This window comes from Stenotrophomonas sp. NA06056 (assembly GCF_013364355.1).
Classification (GTDB): Bacteria; Pseudomonadota; Gammaproteobacteria; order Xanthomonadales; family Xanthomonadaceae; genus Stenotrophomonas.
On sequence record NZ_CP054931.1, the window covers coordinates 514,557 to 539,169 of the forward strand.

21 protein-coding genes are annotated in these 24,613 nt (G+C 66.3%); 15 read left to right on the forward strand and 6 right to left on the reverse strand.

Annotation, left to right across the window (positions count from 1 at the left end):
• Positions 1 to 30: 30 nt before the first annotated feature.
• Entirely contained in the window at positions 31 to 1,416 is a 1,386-nt protein-coding gene (gene smeF / locus HUT07_RS02320) for a multidrug efflux RND transporter outer membrane subunit SmeF (protein WP_176019560.1), read from the forward strand.
• Positions 1,417 to 1,559: 143 nt separating this feature from the next.
• Here the strand turns inward: smeF and HUT07_RS02325 are convergent, their stop codons facing one another.
• From HUT07_RS02325 to HUT07_RS02340, 4 genes are all read right to left on the reverse strand, one after another.
• Positions 1,560 to 1,982, reverse strand: coding sequence for a low affinity iron permease family protein (locus tag HUT07_RS02325; RefSeq protein WP_176019561.1), 423 nt, complete (start codon positions 1,980 to 1,982; stop codon positions 1,560 to 1,562).
• Positions 1,983 to 2,055: 73 nt separating this feature from the next.
• Positions 2,056 to 2,382 (reverse strand): hypothetical protein, encoded by a 327-nt coding sequence (locus HUT07_RS02330; RefSeq protein ID WP_176019562.1) that lies wholly within the window; start codon positions 2,380 to 2,382, stop codon positions 2,056 to 2,058.
• A gap of 74 nt (positions 2,383 to 2,456) precedes the next feature.
• The gene (locus HUT07_RS02335) at positions 2,457 to 2,717 is read right to left on the reverse strand and encodes a hypothetical protein (protein WP_176019563.1); all 261 of its coding nucleotides are present in this window, start codon (positions 2,715 to 2,717) and stop codon (positions 2,457 to 2,459) included.
• 200 nt (positions 2,718 to 2,917) lie between these two features.
• Positions 2,918 to 3,370, reverse strand: a complete 453-nt coding sequence (locus HUT07_RS02340; RefSeq protein ID WP_005411083.1) for a nucleoside deaminase — start codon at positions 3,368 to 3,370, stop codon at positions 2,918 to 2,920.
• 80 nt (positions 3,371 to 3,450) lie between these two features.
• On the opposite strand from HUT07_RS02340, the gene ubiE reads away from it, so the two are divergent.
• The 5 genes from ubiE to HUT07_RS02365 all read left to right on the forward strand — a co-directional run bounded on the left by ubiE (position 3,451) and on the right by HUT07_RS02365 (position 10,155).
• On the forward strand, positions 3,451 to 4,212 hold the full coding sequence (gene ubiE, locus HUT07_RS02345; RefSeq protein WP_032976541.1) for a bifunctional demethylmenaquinone methyltransferase/2-methoxy-6-polyprenyl-1,4-benzoquinol methylase UbiE: 762 nt from the start codon (positions 3,451 to 3,453) through the stop codon (positions 4,210 to 4,212).
• Positions 4,213 to 4,467: 255 nt separating this feature from the next.
• Positions 4,468 to 6,396: a M1 family metallopeptidase gene (locus tag HUT07_RS02350; protein WP_176019564.1), complete on the forward strand. Its 1,929-nt coding sequence runs from the start codon at positions 4,468 to 4,470 to the stop codon at positions 6,394 to 6,396.
• A 126-nt stretch (positions 6,397 to 6,522) separates the two neighbouring features.
• Positions 6,523 to 7,254, forward strand: a complete 732-nt coding sequence (locus HUT07_RS02355; RefSeq protein WP_176019565.1) for a hypothetical protein — start codon at positions 6,523 to 6,525, stop codon at positions 7,252 to 7,254.
• Positions 7,255 to 7,256: 2 nt separating this feature from the next.
• On the forward strand, positions 7,257 to 7,871 hold the full coding sequence (locus HUT07_RS02360) for an HAD family hydrolase (RefSeq protein WP_176019566.1): 615 nt from the start codon (positions 7,257 to 7,259) through the stop codon (positions 7,869 to 7,871).
• Positions 7,872 to 8,181: 310 nt separating this feature from the next.
• Positions 8,182 to 10,155, forward strand: a complete 1,974-nt coding sequence (locus tag HUT07_RS02365; RefSeq protein WP_176019567.1) for an LTA synthase family protein — start codon at positions 8,182 to 8,184, stop codon at positions 10,153 to 10,155.
• 201 nt (positions 10,156 to 10,356) lie between these two features.
• Here HUT07_RS02365 and HUT07_RS02370 read toward each other — a convergent pair whose 3' ends face one another.
• Positions 10,357 to 11,295, reverse strand: a complete 939-nt coding sequence (locus tag HUT07_RS02370) for a carbohydrate kinase family protein (protein WP_049463859.1) — start codon at positions 11,293 to 11,295, stop codon at positions 10,357 to 10,359.
• Positions 11,296 to 11,577: 282 nt separating this feature from the next.
• Here HUT07_RS02370 and HUT07_RS02375 point away from each other — a divergent pair, with 282 nt between their 5' ends.
• The 5 genes from HUT07_RS02375 to rodA (HUT07_RS02395) all read left to right on the forward strand — a co-directional run bounded on the left by HUT07_RS02375 (position 11,578) and on the right by rodA (HUT07_RS02395) (position 17,699).
• Positions 11,578 to 12,624 carry a rod shape-determining protein gene (locus HUT07_RS02375; protein ID WP_005419402.1) on the forward strand — a complete coding sequence of 349 codons (1,047 nt, stop codon included), beginning with the start codon at positions 11,578 to 11,580 and terminating at the stop codon, positions 12,622 to 12,624.
• A gap of 121 nt (positions 12,625 to 12,745) precedes the next feature.
• Positions 12,746 to 14,026, forward strand: a complete 1,281-nt coding sequence (mreC, locus tag HUT07_RS02380) for a rod shape-determining protein MreC (protein ID WP_176019568.1) — start codon at positions 12,746 to 12,748, stop codon at positions 14,024 to 14,026.
• On the forward strand, positions 14,023 to 14,508 hold the full coding sequence (mreD, locus tag HUT07_RS02385) for a rod shape-determining protein MreD (RefSeq protein WP_176019569.1): 486 nt from the start codon (positions 14,023 to 14,025) through the stop codon (positions 14,506 to 14,508). The genes mreC and mreD overlap by 4 nt, the downstream gene beginning before the upstream one ends.
• A 3-nt stretch (positions 14,509 to 14,511) precedes the next feature.
• Positions 14,512 to 16,590 (forward strand): penicillin-binding protein 2, encoded by a 2,079-nt coding sequence (mrdA, locus tag HUT07_RS02390; RefSeq protein ID WP_176019570.1) that lies wholly within the window; start codon positions 14,512 to 14,514, stop codon positions 16,588 to 16,590.
• Positions 16,587 to 17,699: a rod shape-determining protein RodA gene (gene rodA, locus HUT07_RS02395; RefSeq protein ID WP_176019571.1), complete on the forward strand. Its 1,113-nt coding sequence runs from the start codon at positions 16,587 to 16,589 to the stop codon at positions 17,697 to 17,699. Before mrdA ends, rodA (HUT07_RS02395) begins: the two co-directional genes overlap by 4 nt.
• 271 nt (positions 17,700 to 17,970) lie before the next feature.
• Here the strand turns inward: rodA (HUT07_RS02395) and HUT07_RS02400 are convergent, their stop codons facing one another.
• Positions 17,971 to 18,381, reverse strand: coding sequence for a hypothetical protein (locus HUT07_RS02400; protein WP_176019572.1), 411 nt, complete (start codon positions 18,379 to 18,381; stop codon positions 17,971 to 17,973).
• Positions 18,382 to 18,790: 409 nt separating this feature from the next.
• Here HUT07_RS02400 and rodA (HUT07_RS02405) point away from each other — a divergent pair, with 409 nt between their 5' ends.
• From rodA (HUT07_RS02405) to HUT07_RS02420, 4 genes are all read left to right on the forward strand, one after another.
• A complete protein-coding gene (gene rodA / locus HUT07_RS02405) occupies positions 18,791 to 19,882 on the forward strand; it encodes a rod shape-determining protein RodA (protein WP_176019573.1) in 1,092 nt (363 codons plus the stop codon).
• A 965-nt stretch (positions 19,883 to 20,847) separates the two neighbouring features.
• Complete coding sequence (gene mltB, locus HUT07_RS02410) at positions 20,848 to 21,993, forward strand: lytic murein transglycosylase B (RefSeq protein ID WP_176019574.1); 1,146 nt, start codon at positions 20,848 to 20,850, stop codon at positions 21,991 to 21,993.
• Positions 21,990 to 23,240, forward strand: a complete 1,251-nt coding sequence (locus HUT07_RS02415; protein ID WP_176019575.1) for a septal ring lytic transglycosylase RlpA family protein — start codon at positions 21,990 to 21,992, stop codon at positions 23,238 to 23,240. The genes mltB and HUT07_RS02415 overlap by 4 nt, the downstream gene beginning before the upstream one ends.
• A gap of 102 nt (positions 23,241 to 23,342) precedes the next feature.
• A complete protein-coding gene (locus HUT07_RS02420) occupies positions 23,343 to 24,560 on the forward strand; it encodes a D-alanyl-D-alanine carboxypeptidase family protein (protein WP_100553577.1) in 1,218 nt (405 codons plus the stop codon).
• Positions 24,561 to 24,613: the final 53 nt, after the last annotated feature.

The window sequence follows — 24,613 nt, forward strand, 5'->3', positions numbered from 1 at the left end:
CGCTACCACCGTGACCCCCAAGGTGTCGCTATGAAATTCTCTTCTCTTGCAGTATCCCTTGCCGCCGCGCTGGCGCTCAGCGCGTGCGGCACCCTGGCGCCGAAGAACACCGCAGTGGCCCCAGCCATTCCATCGCAGTGGCCGGCGGAAGCCGCACAGGGTGAAGTGGCCGATGCGGCCGCGGTCGGCTGGCGCGACTTCTTCACCGATGAGCGCCTGCAGCAGGTGATCGGCCAGGCACTGGACAACAACCGCGACCTGCGCGTGGCCGTGCTCAACGTCGAGAAGGCGCGCGGGCAGTACCGCGTGCAGCGCGCTGACCGCGTACCGGGTGTGGCCGTGACCGGGCAGATGGACCGCCGCGGTGGCGACGTTCCGGTGACCGAGCAGTTCAGCGCAGGCGTTGGCGTGGCCGAGTTCGAACTGGACCTGTTCGGTCGCGTGCGCAACCTGAGCGAGGCCGCGCTGCAGCAGTACTTCGCTGTAGCGGCCAACCGCCGCAACGCGCAGCTGAGCCTGGTGGCCGAGACCGCCACGGCGTGGTTGACCTACGGTGCTGACCAGCAGCGCCTGGTGATCGCCGAAGCAACGCTGAAAACCTATGAGGATTCACTGCGTCTGGCCGAAGCACGCCATGAGCGTGGCGGCAGTTCGGCGCTGGAACTGACCCAGACCCGCACCCTGGTCGAGACCGCGCGCACCGATGCCGCGCGTCTGCGTGGACAGCTGGCGCAGGACCGCAACGCGCTGGCGCTGCTGGCCGGTGGCCCATTGGATCCGGCACTGCTGCCGGACAGCATCGCACCGCAGGTACTGGCGCTGGCGCCACCGCCGGCCGGACTGCCCAGCGACGTGCTGCTGCAGCGCCCGGATATCATGGCAGCGGAACACCAGCTGCTGGCCGCGAATGCCAACATCGGTGCCGCTCGTGCCGCCTTCTTCCCCAGCATCTCGCTGACCGGCAGCATCGGCAGCGGCTCGGGTGAACTGTCGGGCCTGTTCGACAGCGGTACGCGGGTGTGGAGCTTCCTGCCGAAGATCACCCTGCCGATCTTCCAGGGTGGCAAGCTGCGCGCGAACCTGGCGGTGGCCAACGCTGACCGCGATATCGCACTGGCGCAGTACGAAAAATCGATCCAGAGCGGTTTCCGCGAAACCGCCGATGCGCTTGCGTTGAATGTCAGCCTGGATGAGCAGGCCGCCTCGCAGCAGCGACTGGTGGAAGCGGCCGAGCAGGCCAACCGCCTGTCGCAGGCGCGCTATGACGCCGGCCTGGATAGTTTCGTCACCCTGCTGGATGCGCGTCGTACCGCCTACAACGCGCAGCAGACACAGCTGCAGACGCAGCTGGCGCAGCAGTCCAACCGCATCACGCTGTACAAGGTGCTGGGCGGCGGCTGGCACGAGCGCGGGTAAGCAGCGCCTGTGGTAGGTGCCAACCTTGGTTGGCACGGATGCGTCAGTGCAGGCGGGTGGCCATGTGCCAACCAAGGTCGGCACCTACCTTGATGATCGATGGTAGTGCCGGCCGCTGGCCGGCATTGTCATTTCAGGGCCTGCTACACCGCTTCGTCATCCCGCCGCTCGCTGCGGCAGGCGCGTACCCGCGTCAGCGCGTCGCCGGCTTCGCGCGCCATCCGCTCGTACTCGGCGCGGATCTCCTCCAGACGTTCTTCGTCCAGCTCTTCCAGATCCAGCAGCTCGTTGTTGGCATCGGCGGTGGCGCGGATCAGTTCATCCAGCTTGATCTGCATCGCCGCCGTGTCCGCGTTCTGCGTGTGCTGGATCAGGAACACCATCAGGAAGGTGATGATGGTGGTGCCGGTGTTGATCACCAGCTGCCAGGTATCGTTGAACCTGAATATCGGGCCGCTGATGCCCCACAGCACGACGATCGCCACCGCAGCCAGGAAGGTCCACGGCGAGCCGGTGGCGGCCGCAGCCTTCTTGGCGATCGTATTGAACAGGTTTCTTGCACGCATCGTCGTCGTCCCACTGGAATGACGGCGATCATCGGCACATGTCTGTGCAGGTGCCGTGCAGCCGGACGTAGACTCAGGCGCGCAGGCGCGGTGCTTCCTGGCTGCGCACCGGGCTGGCCAGGTAAACATGCTGCCAGCAGTGTTCGACGAATTCGCGGGCCTGCGCTTCGGTCAGGCGCGGCATGATCTGCAGCGCGTACTGGGTCTGGAAGAGTTCATCGCGCTGGGCATTGCTGGCGCGCGGCTGGGTGATCAACGAATCGCAGGCGAACTTGATCCACGGCACATAGGTGCCGAACGAGGTATGCGCGAGTGCGCCATCGGCGTGCTGGCGGCGCCAGTAGTCCAGCTCCGCATCAACATTGATGACCGGGGGAATGGCGGGTACTTCAGCGTGCATGACGATCCAATCGGTTGGAAGTGAAGGGAGTGGGGGACCATTACAGTGTGGCCCGGGTGGCAGTGCATGCTGTGTCAGCGTGATGTGCAGCCAGCGTCGCGATGGCGCAACAGCTGCGCGTGTTCAACCGCACCCAGACGTTCGGCCATGCCCGCCATCGCATCGCACAGGCGCTCCATATCGCGGGGATGGTCGTACAGCAGATCCTGCTGCATGTCCTGGTAGGCGTTCCAGAACGAGGCACTGCGCTTGTGCAGTGCATACTGCCGCTGCAGTCGGTTCCAGATCGCGGCCAGGGCCGGGTCGCTGGGAGTACGTACGGCATGCACTTGCATGGTCGGCTCCAGACCGGGGCGGGGGCCTCGGTTGCAGTCCACCCTAGACGGGGCTGCGCAGCAGGATGTTAGTGGCGCGTGTGCACTGCACGCAGCTGACTGCGCATCAGTTCACGTTGAAACGCGCAGACGCTGCCGGCACAAGGCTGTGCCGGCACTGAAGCGTTCATCAAGGCGGATGCATCACCCGTGGCGGATGCTCATTCGCCGATGTCTTCGTTCCAGATTTCCGGATGCTGCGCAATGAAACCGCCAAGCAGGTCCACGCATTCCTGGCTGTCCAGGTCGATCACGTTGACGCCGTTTTCCCGCAGCCAGTCGATGCCACCCTGGAAGGTGCGCGATTCGCCGACCACCACCGTGCCGATGTTGAACTGGCGCACCAGGCCCGAGCAGTACCAGCACGGGGCCAGGGTGGTGACCATGATGGTGTCCTGGTAGCGGCGCTGGCGGCCGGCCTTGCGGAACGCGTCGGTCTCGCCATGCACGGACGGGTCGCCTTCCTGCACGCGGCGGTTGTGGCCGCAGCCGAGCAGTCGGCCATCGTTGTGGTACAGCGCCGCGCCGATCGGCACGCCGCCTTCGGCCAGGCCCTGGCGGGCTTCGGCGATGGCGGTCTGCAGCAGGGCCTGGTAGTCGGGCGTGGTGATCATGCGGGGCTCCGGTAGGTCGTGGGGCGCCATGATACGGCCAGCGTTCCCCGCAGGGGCCCGGCGGTGCGATAATCGGGGGCATGAGCGAATCCCCCTACAAATCCGGTACCACCCATTTCGGGTTCCGCGACGTTGACGCCAAGGACAAGCAGAAGCTGGTCGGTCAGGTGTTCACGTCGGTCGCGCGCAACTACGACCTGATGAACGACCTGATGAGCATGGGCGTGCACCGGGCATGGAAGCGCTACTACGTAGCCACCGCGCAGGTGAAGCCGGGTGACCGCGTGCTCGACCTGGCCGGTGGCACCGGTGATATCGCCGCGCTGCTGAAGGAGCGGGTCGGTGCCGAGGGTTCGGTGGTGCTGGGCGACATCAACGCCGGCATGCTGTCGGTCGGCCGCGACCGCCTGACCAACCGCGGCCTGGTGCTCGGCCTGGACTACGTGCAGTGCAATGCCGAAGCCCTGCCGTTCCCGGACAACAGCTTCGACCTGGTGACCATCGCCTTTGGTCTGCGCAACGTGACCGACAAGGACGCCGGCCTGCGCGAGATGTACCGCGTGCTGAAGGTGGGCGGCCAGGCCCGTGTACTGGAGTTCTCCGAAGTCACCGCGGACTGGTTCAAGCCGATCTACGACTTCCACTCGTTCAAGATCCTGCCGAAGCTGGGCAAGCTGTTCGCCAACGATTCGGACAGCTACCAGTACCTGGCCGAGAGCATCCGCAAGCATCCGCCGCAGGAAGAGCTGAAGGCGATGATGGGTCAGGCAGGCTTCGAGCGCTGCCACTACAAGAACCTGACCGGCGGCATCGTCTCGATCCATTCCGGCTACAAGCTGTAAGTCTTTCTTTGGTAGGTGCCAACCTTGGTTGGCACACGCCCGTCCGCGAGCGCTGACAGGTCCGTGCCAACCAAGGTTGGCACCTACCAGAAGCAGCAGGGTCGGCACGTGGCGCGAGCGATGAAAGATCCGTGCCAACCAAGGTTGGCACCTACCGGGCCATCGCGGGGCCGGCCATTACCCCGCACCGCGCAACGCTTCCCGGCCGGGGGAGAGGTACCATTGGGGTTTGATCCCCCGTAACGGTCCCGATTCATGCGCAATCCGCTGATGCTCCTTCCGCTGGCCGTGGCCCTGGCCGCCGGCTGTTCCCAGGAGGCCGCCGCACCCGCCGCCGCCCCGACTGCCCAGAAGGCTCCTGCCGCCCCCGTGAACGCCGAAAACCGCAGCCACGACGAAAGCTCGTACGCCGAGCCGGACAAGGTCGTCGTCAAGGACATCGCGCTGGATCTGAAGCTGGACTTCGATCAGAAGCAGATCGGCGGCACCGCCACCTACACCCTGGAATGGAAGCAGAAGGACGCCAAGCAGCTGGTGCTGGACACCCGCGAGCTGAGCATCGCCAAGGTCGAGGCGATCGCCGCTGACGGCGCGCGCAGCCCGCTGCAGTTCGTGCTGGCCCCGGCGGACAAGGTGTTCGGCAGCAAGCTGACCATCGAAACCCCGGAACAGCCGGCCAAGGTCGAGGTGACCTATCACACCGCACCGACCGCGTCGGGCCTGCAGTGGCTGGCGCCGTCGATGACCGAGGGCAAGAAGCTGCCCTTCATGTTCAGCCAGTCGCAGGCGATCCACGCCCGTTCCTGGGTGCCGCTGCAGGACACTCCGAGCGTGCGCTTCACCTACAGCGCGCACGTGGTCTCGCGCCCGGACGTGATGGTGCTGATGAGCGCCGACAACGATCCCAAGGCCGCGCGTGACGGTGACTACACCTTCAAGATGCCGCAGCCGATTCCGTCCTACCTGCTGGCCATCGCCGCCGGCGACCTGGTGTTCGAACCGATCTCCGGCCGCTCCGGCGTCTGGGCCGAGCCGACCATGGTCAACAAGGCCGCCAAGGAATTTGAAGACACCGAGAAGATGATCGGTGCCGCCGAGAAGCTGTACGGCGAATACCGCTGGGGCCGCTACGACATGCTGGTGCTGCCGCCGTCGTTCCCGTTCGGCGGCATGGAAAACCCGCGCCTGACCTTCGCCACCCCGACCGTGATCGTCGGCGACAAGTCGCTGGTCTCGCTGGTAGCCCACGAACTGGCGCACAGCTGGTCGGGCAACCTGGTGACCAACGCCAGCTGGAAGGACATCTGGCTCAATGAAGGCTTCACCACCTACGTCCAGGGCCGCATCACCGAAGCCCTGTACGGCAAGGAGATGGCCGAGATGGAAAAGCAGATCGACCAGACCGATCTGCTGGCCGAAGTGAAGGACATGAGCCCGGCCGACCAGGCCCTGGCGCTGCCGCCGCTGAACGAGCGTGACCCGGACGAAGCACTGAGTCAGGTGGCCTACGTCAAGGGTTCGTGGTTCCTGGAATTCCTGGAACAGCGCTTCGGCCGCGAAACCTTCGATCCGTTCCTGCGCGGCTGGTTCGATGACCACGCCTTCCAGAGCGCCAACACCGACCAGTTCGTTGAGTACCTGAAGAAGAACCTGCTGCCGAAGAATCCGTCGGCGGTCACCGAGGCCGAACTGAAGGCGTGGCTGGACGAGCCGGGCATTCCGGCCTTCGCCGCCAAGGCGCAGTCGCGCAACTTCAGCAGCGTCGATACCGCGCGCATCGCGTTTGCCAGCGCCGGCACCGTGCCGAGCAGCCAGGTCATCGCCGACTGGAGCACGCAGGAATGGGTGCGCTTCATCGATGGTCTGGGCGCCACCCAGCCGCTGGACAAGCTGGCCACGCTGGACAAGGCGTTCCACTTCACCGGCACCCCGAATGGCGAGATCGCCATGCGCTGGTACCCGCTGACCATCCGCAGCGGTTACGAGCAGGCCAATGAAGGGGCGGCTGCGTTCATCGAGCGTGTCGGTCGTCGCAAGCTGATCCTGCCGATCTACGCCGAACTGGTGAAGACCCCGAAGGGGCTGGAGCTGGCCAAGCAGGCGTTCGAGAAGGCCAAGCCGGGCTACCACCCGATCACCACCGCCTCGGTGCAGGACATGCTGGCCAAGGCTGAAGCCAAGTAAACGGTAGTGCCGGCCGCTGGCCGGCAACCGGGCACCGCTTCATCATCAACGGCGGGGAAACCCGCCGTTGCTGTATCCGCTTTTCGCTGCCGATAGAATCGGGATGCACCCGTAAAGGACTCCGCCATGAAACGACTGATCCTGCTCACCGCCTGCACCCTGGCCCTGGCCGCCTGCAGCAACCCCGAGGAAGAACGCAAGGCGCAGGAGGCCGCCGCTGCTGCCGTGCAGGCGCAGAAGGAAGCCAAGGCCGAGGACGTGGCCAAGCAGTACGACATGGCCGTGGCCGCGCAGGACTGGGAACGCGCGCGCCTGCATGGTACCTCGCTGCTGGACCAGTACAAGGACACCGCCGCTGCCGAGCGCATCGCCGCCGGCTTCGACGAGGTCAAGGCAAAGGGCGACGCTGCGCGCGACCTGCGCCGCATGCAGGCGCTGTGGCAGTACAACCAGATTCCGGTCGGCAGCAAGGGCAACCAGGTGTCGGCACAGATCTTCAGCAAGGAGCGGGTGGACGTGGATGGCAGCGGCGCCAAGCCGGTGCAGCTGGTGTTCCGCGACCATCCCGAATGGAAGCGCCATGCCTACCTGGTGCTGCAGGCCGGCGATTTCCGCTGCCCGCAGTGCACGGTGAAGGTCACGGTGGACGATGGCAAGCCGATCTCCATGGCGGCATGGCGGCCGAAGACCGACGAGGCGATTGCCATGTTCATCACCGACCAGAAGGCGCTGTGGAAGCTGGCGGCCAAGGGCAAGTCGATCAGCATCGAATTCCCGGTCAAGGCCGGTGGCACGCGCACGGCCGTGTTCGAGACCGGTGGCGTGGATGCCAGCCGCATGCCGGCGTGGTGGCATTGACCATGGCTGCACCCGTGGCTGCGCCGGCACTGTCGACGATCCGCCACTGGGTGTTCGACATGGATGGCACGCTGACCGTAGCGGCGCACGATTTTGCGCGGATCAAGCGCGAACTGGCGATTCCGCAGGAGGATGACATCCTCACCCACCTGGCCGGGTTGCCGGCCGCGGAGGCCAGCGCCAAACATGCCTGGCTGCTGGCGCACGAGCGTGCGCTGGCCGCCGCTTCCCAGCCAGCGATGGGCGCGGTGGCACTGGTGCGCGCGCTGCAGGGCGCCGGCTGCCGTCTGGGCATCCTGACCCGCAACGTGCGCAGCCTGGCGCAGATCACCCTGGAGGCGATCGGGCTGGGCGACGTATTTGCCGAAGACGACATCATCGGCCGCGACGAGGCCGAGCCGAAGCCTTCACCCGCCGGGCTGCAGTACTTTCTGCGGCGCTGGCAGGTGGAACCATCGCAAGTGGTGATGGTGGGCGACTACCGCTTCGATCTGGAATGCGGACGCGCGGCCGGTAGCCGCACGCTGCTGGTCAACGCCCCGGACAACCCCTGGCCGGAGATGGCCTGTTGGCACCTGGCCGATTGTGGGGCGGTGCTGGCGCGCTGGCGGGGCTAGCGCGGCGCCCGCTACGCGTTATGGCGGAAACCTGAGAACCGCGCCGGCGGTCAACTCTCGACTGTCATCACAGTGTATTGTGCGTGGCCCGCTGGACGTTGCTCGAATGTCCGGCCGGGGTTGAAGCGGAGGCGGTTGGGGAACTGTCGCCACTCACTGCTGCGGCCTGATCGAGGCCGCGGTGAGCATTGAACGGTGTCGGCGGACGGTCCGCTGCGCTGGCGGTTGTGTCGGGTTGCACGTTGTACGGTGTGGCCCGCTGCCAAGGATGGGGCATGGGTGTCCTTTGCTCCATTTCTGGATTCCTTTCATGCTCCGAGCTGTGTGGGTGTCGCTGTACCGGCGTCTGTGTCCGATTGCCGTCTTCTTCCTGTTTGGCCTCGTCGCCCTGTCGTTGTCGCGACTGGGGTTGGCGCTGTGGCACGCCGCGCGGGTCAGTGCTGCTGATGGCTGGGCCACGGTGCTACTGCAGGGCCTGCGGGTGGATGTGTCGACCCTGTGTCTGCTGTACGGCATCCCGGCGGTGCTGGCGCTGCTGTTGCCGCTGGAAGGACACGTGGGCCGCGCGTGGCGCCATCTGCTGCGATGGTGGCTGATCCTGGTCAGCGTGTTGCTGGTGTTCATGGAGCTGGCCACGCCCAGCTTCATGGCCGAGTACGGCCTGCGCCCCAATCGTATGTTCCTGGAGTATCTGATCTATCCCGAAGAGGTCGGGATGACGCTGCTGCGCGGCCATCTGCTGGCCGTGGTGATCGAAGTCACCGCGGTGATCGTGCTGTTCTGGGCACTGCTGCGCGGGTCGCGGCGATGGGTCGGCAACAGTCCAGTGGTCGCAGTTGAAGCTGGATGGCTGTGGCGGCTGCCGTTGGCGTTCCTGGTGCTGCTGCTGGCGGCGCTGGGCGTGCGTTCCAGCCTCGGGCATCGGCCCTTGAACCCGGCACTGGTGGCGTTCTCGACCGACCCGACCATCAACGCCTTGCCGCTGAACTCCCTGTACACCGTCGGCCATGCCGCGCGGCAGCTGGCGACCCGCAGCGAAACCTCGCGCGTCTACGGTGATCTGCCGCTGGCCGAGGTGGTCAGCGAACTGCGCGCCAGCAGCGGCCTGCCGGCATCGGCGTATGTCTCCGACGCACTGCCGACCCTGGCACTGCGCCCGCCGCAGTACCGCGGCAAGCCGCGCAATCTGGTGATCGTGCTGGAAGAAAGCCTGGGTGCGCAGTTCATCGGCAGTCTTGGCGGGCGGCCGTTGTCGCCCAACTACGACCGCCTGAGCAGGCAGGGTTGGGCGTTCGAGCGCCTGTATGCGACCGGCACGCGTTCGGTACGCGGCATCGAAGCGGTACTGACCGGGTTCCCGCCGACCCCAGCCGAATCGGTGGTCAAGCTGCCCGCCAGCCGCCAGCGCTTTTTCACCCTGGCCGATGTGCTGGGACGGCATGGCTACGACACCGGCTTCTACTACGGCGGCGAAAGCCACTTCGACAACATGCGCGAGTTCTTCCTCGCCAATGGCTTCACCCGCATCGTGGACCGCAAGGATTACCGCAAGCCGGCATTTGTCGGCTCGTGGGGTGCGTCTGACGAAGACCTGTTCGGCCGTGCCGACCAGCAGTTCCGGCAACTGAAAGCAGACGGCAAGCCGTTCTTCGGCCTGGTGTTCACCTCCAGCAACCACGATCCGTTCGAGTTCCCGGACGGCCGCATCGACCTGTACGAGCAGCCGAAACAGACCCGCGACAACGCCGCCAAGTACGCCGACTACGCGCTGGGCGAGTTCTTTAGCAAGGCGATGGCCTCGCCGTACTGGGAGGACACCGTGTTCCTGGTGGTGGCCGACCATGATTCGCGGGTGTTCGGCAAGAACATGGTGCCGATCGGCAACTTCCATATTCCCGGACTGATCCTCGGCGGCGGCATCGAGGCGCGCCGCGATAGCCGCATCGTCAGCCAGATCGATCTGCCGCCGACGCTGCTGTCGCTGCTGGGTATTGCCGATCCCACCCCGACGGCGGGGCAGGACCTGACCGACCTGCAACGGCTGCAGCCGGGACGCGCGCTGATGCAGTACGACCGCAACCTGGCATGGATGGAGGGCAACGATGTGGCCATCCTGCAGCCGGACAAGCCAGCGCAGGGCTTCCGCTACGATCCTGCGAGCGACCAGCTGCAGCCGCAGGCACTGCGGCCGGAACTGGCGCGGCGCGCACATGCCTACGCGATGTGGGGCACGCTGGCCTACGAAAAAGAGCTGTACCGCTTGCCGGAGAAGGCCAAGCCCTGAGCCGGGGGTAGCGCCGGGCCATGCCCGGCGAGCGTGCAGCGCGGGCTGCATCCGGAGCCGAAGGTGTCTGGTCGGAAAGCCGCCGGGCATGGCCCGGCGCTACCAGAGCGGTGCCGATAGCGCGACGGGTGGAAAACCCCCTTGTTGTTCAAGGGGCGCGCCGAAGTCGCGGGGATAAGGAGAACTGCGCGGGCAGTTTGGTTACACGCTCAGCGCGTAACCGAACTGCTGCTTGAACTGCTCGTTGAACTCATCGAAGGTGAAGCGCTGGTTCTGGGTGCCCGGGTGCTCGACCTTCAGCGCACCCATCAGGTTGCCCATGCGGCCGATGGTCAGCCAGTCGAAGCCCTTCTGGATGCCGTAGATCAGGCCGGCGCGGAAGGCGTCGCCACAGCCGGTCGGATCGACCACGCGGCGCTCGTGCGCCGGCGGGATGTCGTAGCTCTTTTCCGGGGTGTGGATCACCGCGCCCTTCGGGCCGCGGGTGGTGATGTAGGCCTTGACCCGGCTGACGATCTCTTTTTCGTTCCAGCCGGTGCGTTCCTGCAGCAGGTTCGACTCGTAGTCGTTGACCACCACGTAATCGGCCTGTTCGATGAACTCGCGCAGCTCCGGGCCGTTGAACAGCGGCATCGCCTGGCCCGGGTCGAAGATGAACGGCACGCCGTCTTCGTGGAATTCCAGCGCATTCTGGATCATGCCTTCGCGGCCGTCCGGGCCGACCAGGCCCAGGCTGACGCCCGGCACGTCGCGCACGTGGTTTTCGTAGGAACGCATCATCGCGCCGGGGTGGAAGGCGGTGATCTGGTTGTTGTCGTGGTCGGTGGTGATGAACGCCTGCGGGGTGAACAGCTCATCGATCACGCGCACGCGGGTGAGGTCGATGCCCAGGGCGTCGAAGTGCTCGCGGTACGGGCCGAAGTCCGAACCCACCGTGCCCATCGGGATCGGATCGCCACCCAGCAGGTGCAGGTTGTAGGCGATGTTGCCGGCGCAGCCGCCGAACTCGCGGCGCATGCGCGGCACCAGGAACGACACGTTCAGGATGTGCACCTTGTCCGGCAGGATGTGATTCTTGAACTGGTCCGGGAACACCATGATGGTGTCGAAGGCAAGAGAACCACAGATCAGAGCGGACATCGATGTAAGCCTATGCGGTGAATTTTGGGGTGGGCCGGCCCACTTCGGCAGGCAAGCAAACGGCGCCCTTGGGCGCCCGACGGCGCAAAGGTTACCCGCTGGTGCCGCTCAGGGCCAGAACCGGGTGATGCCCGATCAGGCCGAAAGCCTGTGAAGGCGCGGGTTCAGCTGGATTTCTCCTTGCTCGGCGGCAGGCAGGTTGCTAGGCTTGTCGACCTCGATTTCTGCCCATTTTTTCGCCATCCCGCGTTGGGCGCGACACCCCTCAGGATCAACTCCCAGATGTTCAAGAAACTGCGCGGCATGTTCTCCAATGACCTGTCCATCGACCTGGGCACGGCCAACACCCTCATCTATGTGCGCGGGCAGGGAATCGTGCTGAACGAGCCGTCCGTGGTCGCTGTGCGCCAGGATCGCGCCATTGGTGGTACCCGGTCGGTGGCAGCCGTTGGCGCCGAGGCCAAGCAGATGCTCGGCCGTACCCCGGGCCACATCACCACCATCCGCCCGATGAAGGACGGCGTCATCGCCGACTTCACCTACACCGAGGCGATGCTCAAGCACTTCATCAAGAAGGTGCACAAGTCCCGCGTGCTGCGCCCGAGCCCGCGCGTGCTGGTCTGCGTGCCGGCCGGCTCGACCCAGGTCGAGCGCCGCGCGATCAAGGAATCGGCCGAAGAGGCCGGTGCCCGTGACGTGTTCCTGATCGAAGAGCCAATGGCGGCCGCAATCGGCGCCGGCATGCCGGTCACCGAGGCTCGTGGCTCGATGGTCATCGACATCGGCGGCGGTACCACCGAAGTGGCGGTGATCTCGCTGAACGGCATCGTCTATTCCGCTTCGGTGCGCATCGGCGGTGACCGCTTCGACGAATCGATCACCAACTACGTGCGACGCAACCACGGCATGCTGATCGGTGAAGCCACCGCCGAGCGCATCAAGGTCGAACTGGGCTGCGCCTACCCGCAGGCAGAAGTGATCGAGATGGAAATCTCCGGCCGCAATCTCGCCGAGGGCGTGCCGAAGATGATCAAGATCAGCTCCAATGAGGTCCTCGAAGCCTTGCACGAGCCGCTGTCGGGCATCGTCAGCGCGGTCAAGCTGGCACTGGAACAGACCCCGCCGGAACTGTGCGCCGACGTCGCCGAGCGCGGCATCGTGCTGACCGGTGGCGGCGCCCTGCTGCGCGACCTGGACCGCCTGATCTCCGAGGAGACCGGCCTGCACGTGCAGGTGGCTGACGACCCGCTGACCTGCGTGGCCCGTGGTGGCGGTCGTGCGCTGGAACTGGTCGACATGCACGGCAACGAGTTCTTTGCGCCGGAATAAGCCGTTCCGGCTGCCTGCGCCCGCAGCGCCCCTCCGGGGTGCGGCCCGCCCCATCGGCGGGTCGGCACCGGCGGGGCGCCCGTGTGTTTCCCTCCCGCCTTCTGCCAGTTGAATCGCTGCCGTGCCGCCCTACGCCGGACCTCCCGTCGCTTCCCGATCCGGTGATGCCGCCAGCCCACTGCGGCTGCTGGCTTACCTCGCACTGGCAATCACCTTGATCGTCCTCGACGACCAGGCCGGCTGGCTGGCGCGTCTGCGCGAGCAGGCCAACAGCCTGGTGCAGCCGGTGTGGGCCCTGGCCGGTCTGCCCGGCAAGCTTGGCGGGCAGGTGCGCGACACCGCTGCCAGCCACGGCCAGCTGGTGACCGAAAACCGTGAGTTGCGCAACCAGTTGCTGCTGGCCAATGCGCGCCTGACCCGCCTGCAGACCGCCGCGCTGGACAACGCCCAACTGCGCGAACTGCTGAACGTGGCCGAGCGCAGCGGCCTGGACGTGCAGCTGGCCCCGATCCTGGATATCGACCTGGACCCGGTCAAACAGCGCCTGGTGCTGGACGCCGGCAGCCGCGAAGGCGTGCATGTTGGCCAGGCGGTGATCGATTCCGGCGGCCTGATGGGCCAAGTGATCAACGTGACCGCGGGCAGCTCCACCGTGCTGTTGCTGACCGACCCGGACCATGCGGTGCCGGTGACCGTGGCCCGCAATGGCGTGCGCCTGATCGTCTACGGCCGCGGCGACAAGCTGGAACTGCGCGACATCCCGCTCAGCGCCGGCGTGGAAGTGGGCGATGAGATCGTCACTTCAGGCCTTGGCGGTCGCTTCCCTGCGGGGTTCCCGGTGGGCACCATCACCGCGCTGCGCCCGGACGATACCCATGCCTTCCTGGTGGGCGAATTGAAACCGGCCGCGCAGCTCGATCGTGGCCGCGACGTGCTTCTGCTGCGCCCCGGCGCAGCGATCCGCATCCCGCCGAACCTGCGCCTGCAGATGGAGCAGGGCGCTCCCGGTGGCCCGGCCGATGCCACCGCGCTGCCGAGCGGCACCACGGCGACGGCGCCTTCGACGACGCAGCCCACCGCGGTAGTGCCGGCCGCTGGCCGGCAACCGGCTCCGTCTTCGACGAAGCCGGTTGCCCCCGCATCCCACCTTAACCCCGCGCCTTCGGCGCGCCCCCCTCAACAAGAGGGGGGCTCTCCACCCGACGCTGGGTCGGCCCCGGTAGTGCCGGCCTCTGGCCGGCAACCGACTCCGTCTTCGACGAGGTCGGCTGCCCCCGCATCCCACCTCACCCCGGCGCCTTTGGCGCGCCCCCTTGAACAACAAGGGGGCTCTGCATCCGCCGGGTCCACGGTAGTGCCGGCCGCTGGCCGGCAACCGACCACGCCGGAGGCGCAACGATGAGCCGCCTGCGCGACAACCCGTGGGTGCTGCCGGCCAGTCTGGTGGTGGCACTGCTGCTGGGCCTGCTGCCGTTGCCGGCGCTGCTGCAGCCGCTGCGTCCGTATTGGCTGGCCCTGGTGCTGGCGTACTGGGTGATCGAAGCGCCCGAGCGCGTCGGTCTTGGCATTGCCTTCGCCAGTGGCGTCGTGGCCGACCTGCTGTATGGCGGGGTACTGGGCGAACAGGCGCTGCGGCTGGTGATGCTGGCCTTCATCCTGCAGCGTTTCCGCGCGCGCATCCGCTTCTTCCCGATGTCGCAGCAGATGCTGGCCATCGGTGGCCTGCTGTTCAACGATCGCATCGTCAGCGCGCTGGTCCATATCATGGTGGGTGAGCCGACGCTGCCGTGGTCGTACTGGTGGGCACCGTTGCTGGGCATGGGCCTGTGGCCGTTGGTGTTCGTGCTGCTGGACGCGGTGCGCTTCGGCAAGCGTGGGCGCTGAGCCATGCTGCCGCGCCGCCAGGTCAAGAATCCGCACGCCGAAGGCGAACAGTTCCGGCGCCGCGCGGCGCTGGGCTTTTTCGGCGTGCTGGTCTGCCTGTTGGGCCTGGGAGGCTGGTACTTCAAGCTGCAGGTGCTGGACCACGACATCTACGCCACACGCTCGGAAGCCAACCGCATCAAGCCGCGGCCGGTAGTGCCCGGGCGCGGCATGATCTATGACCGCAACGGTCGGTTGCTGGCCGAGAACGTGCCGGCGTTCCGCCTGGATGTGACCCCGGACAAGGTCAAGGACATGGATGCCACCCTGGAAGGGCTGGCGAAGATCATCCAGATCAGCCCGGAAGAACTGGAAGCATTCAACAAATCGCGCAAGGCGCGCCGCAAGTTCCTGCCGGTCACGCTGAAGCTGCGCATGAGCGATGAGGAAATGGCGCGCTTCGCGGTGGACCGCTGGCGTTTCCCCGGCGTCGAGCTGGAACCGTACCTGACCCGTCGCTACCCCTACGGCGACCTGTTCGCGCACATCATCGGCTACGTCGGCCGGGTTGATGACAAGGATCTGGAGATCCTTGGTGAAGGCAATGCCGCGCTGACCCACATCGGCAAATCCGGCCTGGAGCGCTATTACGAGCAGGAACTGCGCGGCAAGGTCGGCTACGAACAGGTCGAGACCAACGTGCAGGGCCGTGCGATCCGCACCATCGGCCGTGTCGCCGCGCAATCCGGCGCCGACCTGCGTCTGTCGATCGATGCCGACCTGCAGCGGGCGATGGTGGCCGCCTTCGGTGAGCAGGAAGGCTCGGCCGTGGCAATGGACCCGCGTACCGGCGAGGTGCTGGCGATGGTCAGCCTGCCGTCCTACGACCCGAATCTGTTCGTCAACGGCATCTCGCATGCCGACTTCAAGGCGCTCAACGACAACCCGTCGCGCCCGCAGTTCAATCGCCTGGTGCTCGGTGGCGTCGCTCCCGGTTCGACCCTGAAGCCGCTGATCGGCCTGGCAGGTCTCGATTCGGGCGTTCGCCGTCCGGAGGACAAGGTGCTGTCGACCGGCATGTTCTATCTGCCGGGCACCTCGCGTGGCTGGGGTGACTCGCACCGTGGCGGTCACGGCTGGACCGACCTGCGCAAGTCCATCGCGCAGTCGGTCAATACGTACTACTACCGGCTGGCATTGGACCTGGGCATCGAGCGGTTCGACCACTACATGGAGTACTACGGCTTCGGCCAGCCCACCGGCATCGATCTGACCGGCGAGATCTCAGGCATCCTGCCGTCGCCGGCCTACAAGCGGAAGAGCCGCAAGGAAGCCTGGTATCCCGGCGACACGGTGAACATCAGCATCGGCCAGGGCGACTGGAAGGTCACGCCGCTGCAGCTGGCCCGTGGTGTCAGCGGCCTGGCCAATGGCCAGCTGCGCACGCCGCATCTGGTGATGCAGCAGCGTGCGGGTTTCGACAGTGACTGGGTGCAGACGGAGCCTGGCCAGAGCAAGCCGGTCAGCCCCAACCCGAACAACCTGCAGGCCGTGCGCGAAGGCATGATGGCCACCATGCTTCCCGGCGGCAGCGCCGCACGCATGGCCGCCGGCGCGCCCTATACGATGGCGGGCAAGACCGGTACCGCGCAGGTCGTCAGCCGCAAGGGTACGGCCGCGGTCAATCCCAAAAGCCTGCCGATGCACCTGCGCCACCGTGCGCTGTTCGTTGGGTTTGCTCCGGCCGATCAGCCGGTGATCGCGTTGGCCATCGCCGTGGAAGGTGGTGGTTACGGCGGCGCAGCCGCGGCACCGATCGCCCGCAAGATTTTCGATGCCTGGCTGCTGGGAAAAATGCCTGAAGGCATGCAACCGCTGGACAGCGAACGCGGCACTACCGCCATCGGTATCACCGCCTTCGACAATGAAGACGTGAACGCGCGTCCGGCCGGCGACGCCGCTGCCGCAGAGCTGGGCGAACACCCGGTGCTGATCGGCATGCCCGCACCGCTACCGGCGCCAGCTCCGGTTCCGGGTACGCCGTCTGCGGCCGCCGTGCCCGTCGGTCCACGCCCGACTGCCGCAGCGGAGGCCAGCCGATGAGCGCGTTCCTGCGTTGGGCCGGCGAAATGCTGCAGCGGTTCTTCAGCAGCCTCGACTGGGTGCTGTGCCTGGCCTTGGGCACGCTGATGGTGATCGGCCTGGCAACATTGAAGAGTGCTGGCGGCGATGGCCTGGTGATGGCGCAGGGCGTGCGTTTTGCCGTGGGCCTGGCGGCGATGTGGGGCATCTCGCGGGTGCCGATCCTGCGCATCCGCTCGGCGACGCCGCTGATCTACGCCATCTCGATGATTCCGTTGCTGGCGGTGTTCGCGCTGGGCACCGGCAAGTACGGCCGGCAGTGGCTGGACCTGAAGTTCTTCTACCTGCAGCCGGCCGAACTGCTCAAGGTCAGCCTGCCGATGATGGTGGCCTGGTACCTGCACAAGATGCCGCTGCCGCCGCGCTTCAACACGGTGCTGGTGGCGATGGTGATCATCGGCGTGCCGACCGGGCTGGTGATGCTGCAGCCAGACTTCGGTACCGGCGTGCTGATCGCCGCCAGTGGTGTGTTCGTGCTGCTGCTGGCGGGCCTGCCGTGGTGGTGGGTGGGGCTGGGCGTGGGCGGCGTGGCAGCGGTAGCGCCCGTCGCCTGGTTCTGGCTGCTGCGGCCGTACCAGAAGGACCGCATCATGATGTTCCTCGACCCGGAAATGGACGCGCTCGGCGCGGGCTGGAACATCATCCAGTCGAAGATTGCCATTGGTTCCGGCGGTTTCGATGGCAAAGGCTGGGGCGAAGGCTCGCAGTCGCACCTGAATTTCATTCCCGAACAGACCACGGACTTCGCGTTCTCGGTGCTGAGCGAGGAATTCGGCTGGATCGGCGTGGCGCTGGTGCTGACGTTGTACCTCGTGGTGATCGGGCGCTGCTTGTGGATCGCCAGCCAGTCGCGCGATTCTTATTCGCGCCTGCTGGCCGGCGCAACGGGCCTGGCGTTCTTCGTCTATGTGCTGGTGAACGGCGGGATGATCTCGGGCCTGCTGCCGGTGGTGGGCGTGCCGATGCCGCTGATCAGTTACGGCGGTACGTCGGCGGTGTCGCTGCTGGCGGGGTTCGGGTTGGTGATGGCAGTGCGTCGTCACAATCCGGTGCATGGGGGTTACGGGTAGTTTCCAGCCATCGGCGCCGCCCCTCGTGGGTGGTTGCTGAAAGCAACAGCCGTGGTGGGCCGGGCGGGGTGGATTCGCGGGGGACGCCGTGAACCCATCCCTGGGGGCTTGGCCGCGGCATCCATGCCGCGGACACCCCCGCGAACCCCCCCCCCCCGGCCCCGACAGTTTCCTGCGGTGGCCACCCACGCAAAGAGAAAAACAGAGCAGAAGCGGGTCGCTTCGCTCTTTGTAGTGCCGAGCCATGCTCGGCTCTTCAGGAATGCACGCATCACGCGGCCTGCAGCTGCACATCCACGTATTCGGACAGGCCTCGGCAGGCCAGCAGCAGACCTTCGCGGGCGTCGTCGCCCAGTTGCTGCGTGTCGCCACCGTCCACGCGCACGCGTTCGCTGGCGTGCAGCAGTTCCAGCAGGAAGGTCAGCCCGGCATTGGCGCGGTCGATGCGCGCCATCGCCATGCACTGCGCCTGTGTTCGCCCCTTGTGTGGCCACGGCTGTCCGTCGGCCGCTTCCACCTGGCGGATGCGCTGCAGGCAGTCCAGCAGGGTAGTGCCGCCGGGACTGTTGGCGGCCTGCGCTGCGGTGAGTGTGGTTTCCAGTGCGCGGGCGATGTCGTTCGGCAGCTGGTGGGCGGCTTCGCCCAGCGTGGCGAACAGGTACGGGTAGGTGGAAGCGGACATGGCGGCATCCTTGTGCGATGGGCAAGGGCCACCCCGCGTGCATGCGAGGGTGGCGGACGATGCGTGGCTCCAATACCGGTGACCAAGTGTGAAAGCGCCGGCGGGCACGAGGCCCTCCACGCACCGCCCGCCAAAGACGCACGGACGGATTGCCAGCCGACGCCGCTCAACAAGGAGAAAGCGACGCCGGCTGGCAAGCGTAAACAACACTTGGGTCAACGGGATTGGAGTCCCGTGCCACCCGTTGTCGGTGGCACTACATGATGTGCACGGGGACCCCCGCTGCTCCAATCAGAATTGTTTGAAACCCGCAAAATGCAGATGCCAATGGCACTCATCACGCGAGGTGTCGATAGCGACAAACAGCGCTGACAGCTTCACGAAAGCGGCGGTTGCTACCGTGCCACGGGTGAAATGGAAACGACTGTTTGGTGGCTGCCGTGAGGCAGTGCGCACGATCGATCTGCCGTTGTTGGTCGCGTTGTTGATCCTGATGGGCGCGGGCCTGGCGGTGCTGCACAGCGTGAACGGACCGGTGGCAGGGCAGGCCATGCGCTTTGCGATGGGGCTGGTGGCGATGTGGCTGCTGTCGCGGGTCTCGCTGCTGCGCCTGCGCGCGTGGACACCGGTGATCTATGCGCTGTCGATGCTGCCGTTGATGGCGGTGTATGTGATCGGTACCGGTAAATACGGGCAACGCTGGCTCAACCTTGGCGTGTTCTATCTGCAACCTTCGGAACTGCTCAAGCTCAGCCTGCCGTTGATGATGGCCTGGTATCTGCACCGTCAGCCGCTGCCGCCATCGCCGCGCACGGTGTTGACGGCAGCGGTGCTGATCGGGGTGCCCGCGGTGCTGATCCTGATGCAGCCCAATCTCGGTACCGCCACCCTGGTGACCGCCAGCGGCGTGTTTGCGTTGCTGTTGGCTGGCCTGCAGTGGCGCTGGGTGGTGGCCGGCTTGAGTGCGGTGTCGGTGGCTGCGCCGCTGGCGTGGTTCGGGCTGCTGCGGCAGTACCAGAAGAACCGTGTGCTGACCTTCCTGGATCCGGCCGCCGATCCCTTGGGCACCGGCTGGAACATCCTGCAGTCGCGCATCGCCATCGGCTCCGGTGGCCTGCAGGGACGTGGCTGGGGCCACGGCACACAGGCGACGTTGGATTTCCTGCCCGAGTACACCACCGATTTCGCGTTCTCGGTGCTGGCCGAGGAATTCGGTTGGATCGGCGTGGTGACGGTGTTCGCCTTGTACCTGTTCGTGGTCGGGCGCTGCCTGTCGATCGCGGTGCAGGCACGCGACACGCACGCGCGGCTGTTGGCCGGCAGTTTCGGCCTGGCGTTCTTCGTGTACGTGCTGGTCAACGGCGGGATGATTTCCGGCGTGCTGCCGGTGGTGGGCATTCCGATGCCGCTGATCAGCTACGGTGGCACCTCGGCGGTGTCGTTGCTGGCCGGTATTGGTCTGGTGATGGCGGTGCGCGGGCACCGGCCGGTACACGCGTAGGTTTCCAGCCAACGGCGCAGCCCCTCGTGGGTGGCCGCATGGACCGATTCATGTGATTGGGCAGGGCGGGTGGGCTGCGCAGGGGACGCCGTGAACCCATCCATGGGGGCTTGTCCGCGGCATCCATGCCGCAGACACCCCTGCGCAGCCCACCCGCCCGGCCCCTGACAGTTGCCGAGTACGTCCAGCCCACGGAAAAGAAAAAGAAGATCAAAAGCAAAAGCAGCGTGGCCGGCCCGGCTCGGAGCGAAGCGACCCGCTGTTGCTCTTCTTTTTCTTTTCCGTGGGTAGGCCGCGCGGAAATCTGTCAGCGGACGGGCGGGGTGGGGCGGGCGGGGTATCCGCGGCATGGATGCCGCGGCTAAGCCCCCATGGATGGGTTTACGGCGTCCCCGCCCGTCCTACCCCGCCCGGCCAGCCATCAGGAAGCCAGCGCTCTACGCGACCAACCCGACCCCTACCCACGAGGGGCTGCGCCCTTCGCCGACCTTCACCGCCGATGCGCGCATGAATCTGCGCAAGCGCATTTCTGTAATCGTTCCCACAACGCCGCACAGCAGCACGGCCGCTGACGAAGTTCCATAAAAAGTGCGCGCCAATTCACATTTTGACGCCGCGTTGATCCTGATCAATGGACATGTCGCAATCGGCCTGCACAATGGCGGCCCGTTCGGCATGGCGCGCCGTCTTTGATGCAGCGCGAGGGGCGTCGGATGGGAAAGCAGTACTGATCCAACAGGTACAAGGAGCGCGGAGCACTGCCACTGGGGAGCGGCAGCCGCGCAGGTACCGACCGGGTCCGGCGGCCGGTTGCGTCTGCGGGGATGGGGACGCAACCGGCAACCTCTGCCTGAATGGGGCAGGTCGATCACAACGCCTTCACATTTCGTGCTGAACGCGAGCAAATCGTTGTGATTCATGGTGTTAGGGGTTTTAATTCATCCATGACCTGCTAACCTGCGGTGATGATTCGACGTTCTCTGGCCTGCATGCTCACCCTCGGCCTGGTCGCCTGCGCGACCCAGCCGACGTCCCCTCCGACTTCGCCCCAGGCCAGCAGTACGCCGCGCCACCCGGCAGCCAAGCCCCAGGGCCCGGCCGAGGCCGCGCCGGAAGCCGCAGCCGCTACGGCAGCGCCGGTCGATCTCACCCCGGTACCGTTCGAAACCGCGCGTGCGAAATTCATTGCCGACACCGCCAAGCGTTACGGCCTGAAGCCCGACGAGATCCGCAACGTGCTCGACCAGGCGCAGGTGCGCCAGCCGATCATTGCTGCCATGTCGCGACCCGCAGAACGGGTCAAGCCGTGGAACGAATATCGGCCGATGTTCATCAGCAAGGCGCGCATCGATGGCGGCAAAGCCTTCCTTGCCCAGCACCGCGCCGAACTGGACCGTGTGCAGCAGCGCACCGGTGTGCCGGCCGAAGTGATCGTGGCGATCATCGGCGTGGAAACCAGCTACGGAAAGAATGCCGGCAGCCATCGCGTGCTGGATGCGCTGTACACGCTGGCCTTCTATTACCCGCGCAGTGGCGACCCGGCCAAGCTGGAACGCGAAGTGCGCCGCGAGCTGTTCTTCCGCGATGAACTGGCCAAGCTGTTTGAGCTCGGCCGCGAGGAAAAGCTGGACATCACCACGCTCAAGGGCAGCTACGCCGGTGCGATGGGCATGGGCCAGTTCATGCCCTCCAGCTACCTGGATTACGCGGTGGACGGCAACGGCGATGGTCGCCGTGACCTGTTCACCAGCTACGACGACGTGTTCTCCTCCATCGCCAACTACTTCGTGAAGAAGGGCGGTTGGGTGCGCGGCGGCCAGGTCGCCGTGCCGGCCACGCTGGCCACTGGCCGCGAAGAGTTCAACCCGACCGAGTGGATGCCCACCTGGTCGCTGTCCGATCTGGCCCAGCGCGGCTACCAGCCCAGCGCACCGGTGCAGCCGGGCGTCACCGCCACCCCGATCACGCTTGAAGGCAGTGCCGGCAAGCAGTACTGGCTGGGCTTCCAGAACTACTACGCGATCACCCGTTACAACCTCTCGAAGATGTACGCGATGGCCGTGTTCCAGTTGTCGCAGGCCATTGCCGGACAGGAGCTGCCCCCGGCATGAACATCAGATGGCTGGTCCCTGGATTGATCGTCCTCGCGCTGGCCGCCTGCAGCAGCGCGCCGAAGAAGCCGGCGACCGCCGGCCACGGTGGCAAGCCGTCCGGCACGGTGGTGCAGGGCAAGGGCGGGCGTCCGGCGCACTGTCCGGAGGGCTCGCCGTACGCGGCGGCCACCGAGGACTTGTCCACCCGTGGCAACTACACCGCCGGTGGCCTGTACAAGCCAGGCGTGAAAGACACCACGCCCAGCTATGTACCCAACGTGGCGTGCATTCCCGAGCCGCTGGTCACCAATGAGGATCGCTCGGTAATCGGCAACAAATCGCCTTACGTGGTGCTGGGCAAGCAGTACAAGGTGCTCGACGACACCCGCAACTATGTTGAGCGTGGCACCGCCTCGTACTACGGCGCCAAGTTCCACGGCCGCCTGACCTCCAACCGCGAGGTCTACGACATGTACCAGTTCACCGCTGCGCACAAGACCTTGCCGCTGCCCAGCTTCGCCCGCGTGACCAACCTGGACAACGGCGAATCGGTGATCGTGCGCGTCAACGATCGTGGTCCGTTCCACGACGGCCGTGTGGTTGATCTCAGCTATGCCGCCGCTGTGCGCCTGGGCATCACCCAGCGCGGTACCGGCAACGTGGAAGTGCGTGCGGTGCAGCCGGGTGAAACCAACCTGATGGCGCAGAAGCCGTCGCGCCGCGAGCGCCGTGCTGCTGAAGCGGCTGCGGCCACCGCTGCCATTGCCAGCACGCGCCCCGCACCCGCGGCCCGTCCCGTTGCCGACAGCGACATTGATCGCCTGGTCAATCGTCTGCCTGCCGATGGGGCGCCGGCGCGTGGCCAGCCGGCCACCACCCAGGCCGCCGTCAGCACCATGCCGGAGGTGGCGGTCAGCAGCCTGCCGCCCAGCGCGACCGTGCCGCGTCCTGCAACGCCGGTCGTGGCTACTGCCGTGCCGCGCAGCCCGGCCCCGGCCAGCACCAGCGCTCCCAGCCTGTCGCAGAAGATGGTGGGCGCGGTGATGCTGCAGGTCGCCAGCTTCTCCAGCCGCGACAACGCCAACCGCGCGATGGGCCAGCTCAGCGCCGCCGGCATCGTCGGTGCCACCATCAGCGACATCGCCGCCGGCGGCCGCACCCTGTTCCGCCTGCGGGTTCCCGCCAGTGATCACGCCAGCGCGGCGGAACTTGCCGGGCGCATCTCGGGTCTGGGTTTTGGCTCGCCACAGATCGTCAAGGACTGATTCCGCCCGGGCCGGTGCTGCCGGCCCTTGCCACCCCGGCCTTACAATGGCCACCTTGTCCCATCCTTCATTTTCCGGCCGTCCCCTGGAGCCTGCTGTCCCATGAATTTCCGTTCCGCCGCCACTGCCCTGGCCGCCACCCTGGTGGTGGGCCTGGCCTCCGCCCAGACGCCGCTGCCGACCCCGGCCACGCCGACGCCTGCCGCCGCTGCTGCCCCCGCTACCGTGGCCACGCCGCCTGCGCCCGCACCCAGTGTGTCCAAGGCCTGGGTGCTGATGGACTACGCCACCGGCCAGGTACTGGCAGGTGAGAACGTCAATGAACAGCTGGCCCCGGCCAGCATCACCAAGGTGATGACGTCCTACGTGATCGCCGCCGAGGTCAAGAACGGCAAGGTCCGTCCGGATGACCAGGTGATGATGAGCGAGCGCGCCTGGCGCGAGGGCGGCGCTGGCACCGACGGCAGCTACAGCGGCTTCCCGGTCAACCAGACGGCACGTCTGGAAGACATGGAAAAGGGCATGGCGATCCAGTCCGGCAACGACGCCGCGATTGCCCTGGCCGAGCACGTGGCCGGCAGCGAAGAGGCCTTTGCCTCGCTGATGAACAGTTACGCCGCCAAGATCGGCATGAAGAACTCGCACTTCGTGAACGCCCACGGCCTGACCGCCCCGGGCCATCACAGCAGCGCCTACGACCTGGCCCTGCTGGGCCGCGCGATGGTGCGCGATTACCCGGAAACCTACGCGTACAACAAGATCAAGGAATTCCAGGTCGGCACCATCAAGCAGCCGAACCGCAACCTGCTGTTGTGGCGTGATGGCAGCGTGGACGGCATCAAGACCGGTCACACCTCCGAAGCCGGTTACTGCCTGATGAGCTCGGCCCAACGCGGTGACCAGCGTCTGGTGGCCGTGGTACTGGGTGGCCAGTCGGAAAAGCAGCGCGCCGATGACAGCCTGGCCCTGTTGAACTGGGGCTTCCGCTTCTTCGAAACCCACCGCCTGTACGAGCCGGGCAAGGCCGTGGCCGAGCACAAGGTCTGGAAGGGCACCACCGACAAGGTGCAGCTGGGCGTGGCCCAGCCGATGCTGGTCAGCGTGCCGCGCGGTCGCTACAACGACCTGAAGCCGAGCATCGACGTGCCCAAGACCTTGGAAGCACCGTTCACCGCCGGCCAGCAGATCGGCACCGTCAAGGTCACCCTGGATGGCAAGCTGGTGGCCGAAGCGCCGCTGGTGGCAGTGGCCGCCGTCGAGCAGGCCGGTTTCTTCAAGCGCCTGTGGGACAGCTTCTGGATGTGGTGGGAATCGGAATGATCCGCAGCGTGCTGCGGTGAACTGGAAAGGCCGGCGAATGCCGGCCTTTTCTG

Coding starts and splice junctions, on each gene's coding strand:
- HUT07_RS02420 (WP_100553577.1), top strand. CDS start 23,343: ATGAATTTCCGTTCCGCCGCCACTGCCCTGGCCGCCACCCTGGTGGTG.
- HUT07_RS02375 (WP_005419402.1), top strand. CDS start 11,578: ATGTTCAAGAAACTGCGCGGCATGTTCTCCAATGACCTGTCCATCGAC.
- HUT07_RS02340 (WP_005411083.1), bottom strand. CDS start 3,370: ATGATCACCACGCCCGACTACCAGGCCCTGCTGCAGACCGCCATCGCC.
- HUT07_RS02400 (WP_176019572.1), bottom strand. CDS start 18,381: ATGTCCGCTTCCACCTACCCGTACCTGTTCGCCACGCTGGGCGAAGCC.
- HUT07_RS02360 (WP_176019566.1), top strand. CDS start 7,257: ATGGCTGCACCCGTGGCTGCGCCGGCACTGTCGACGATCCGCCACTGG.
- HUT07_RS02365 (WP_176019567.1), top strand. CDS start 8,182: ATGCTCCGAGCTGTGTGGGTGTCGCTGTACCGGCGTCTGTGTCCGATT.
- HUT07_RS02335 (WP_176019563.1), bottom strand. CDS start 2,717: ATGCAAGTGCATGCCGTACGTACTCCCAGCGACCCGGCCCTGGCCGCG.
- mreD (WP_176019569.1), top strand. CDS start 14,023: ATGAGCCGCCTGCGCGACAACCCGTGGGTGCTGCCGGCCAGTCTGGTG.
- HUT07_RS02325 (WP_176019561.1), bottom strand. CDS start 1,982: ATGCGTGCAAGAAACCTGTTCAATACGATCGCCAAGAAGGCTGCGGCC.
- HUT07_RS02350 (WP_176019564.1), top strand. CDS start 4,468: ATGCGCAATCCGCTGATGCTCCTTCCGCTGGCCGTGGCCCTGGCCGCC.
- mrdA (WP_176019570.1), top strand. CDS start 14,512: ATGCTGCCGCGCCGCCAGGTCAAGAATCCGCACGCCGAAGGCGAACAG.
- HUT07_RS02370 (WP_049463859.1), bottom strand. CDS start 11,295: ATGTCCGCTCTGATCTGTGGTTCTCTTGCCTTCGACACCATCATGGTG.
- mltB (WP_176019574.1), top strand. CDS start 20,848: ATGATTCGACGTTCTCTGGCCTGCATGCTCACCCTCGGCCTGGTCGCC.
- HUT07_RS02355 (WP_176019565.1), top strand. CDS start 6,523: ATGAAACGACTGATCCTGCTCACCGCCTGCACCCTGGCCCTGGCCGCC.
- smeF (WP_176019560.1), top strand. CDS start 31: ATGAAATTCTCTTCTCTTGCAGTATCCCTTGCCGCCGCGCTGGCGCTC.
- ubiE (WP_032976541.1), top strand. CDS start 3,451: ATGAGCGAATCCCCCTACAAATCCGGTACCACCCATTTCGGGTTCCGC.
- rodA (WP_176019571.1), top strand. CDS start 16,587: ATGAGCGCGTTCCTGCGTTGGGCCGGCGAAATGCTGCAGCGGTTCTTC.
- HUT07_RS02415 (WP_176019575.1), top strand. CDS start 21,990: ATGAACATCAGATGGCTGGTCCCTGGATTGATCGTCCTCGCGCTGGCC.
- HUT07_RS02330 (WP_176019562.1), bottom strand. CDS start 2,382: ATGCACGCTGAAGTACCCGCCATTCCCCCGGTCATCAATGTTGATGCG.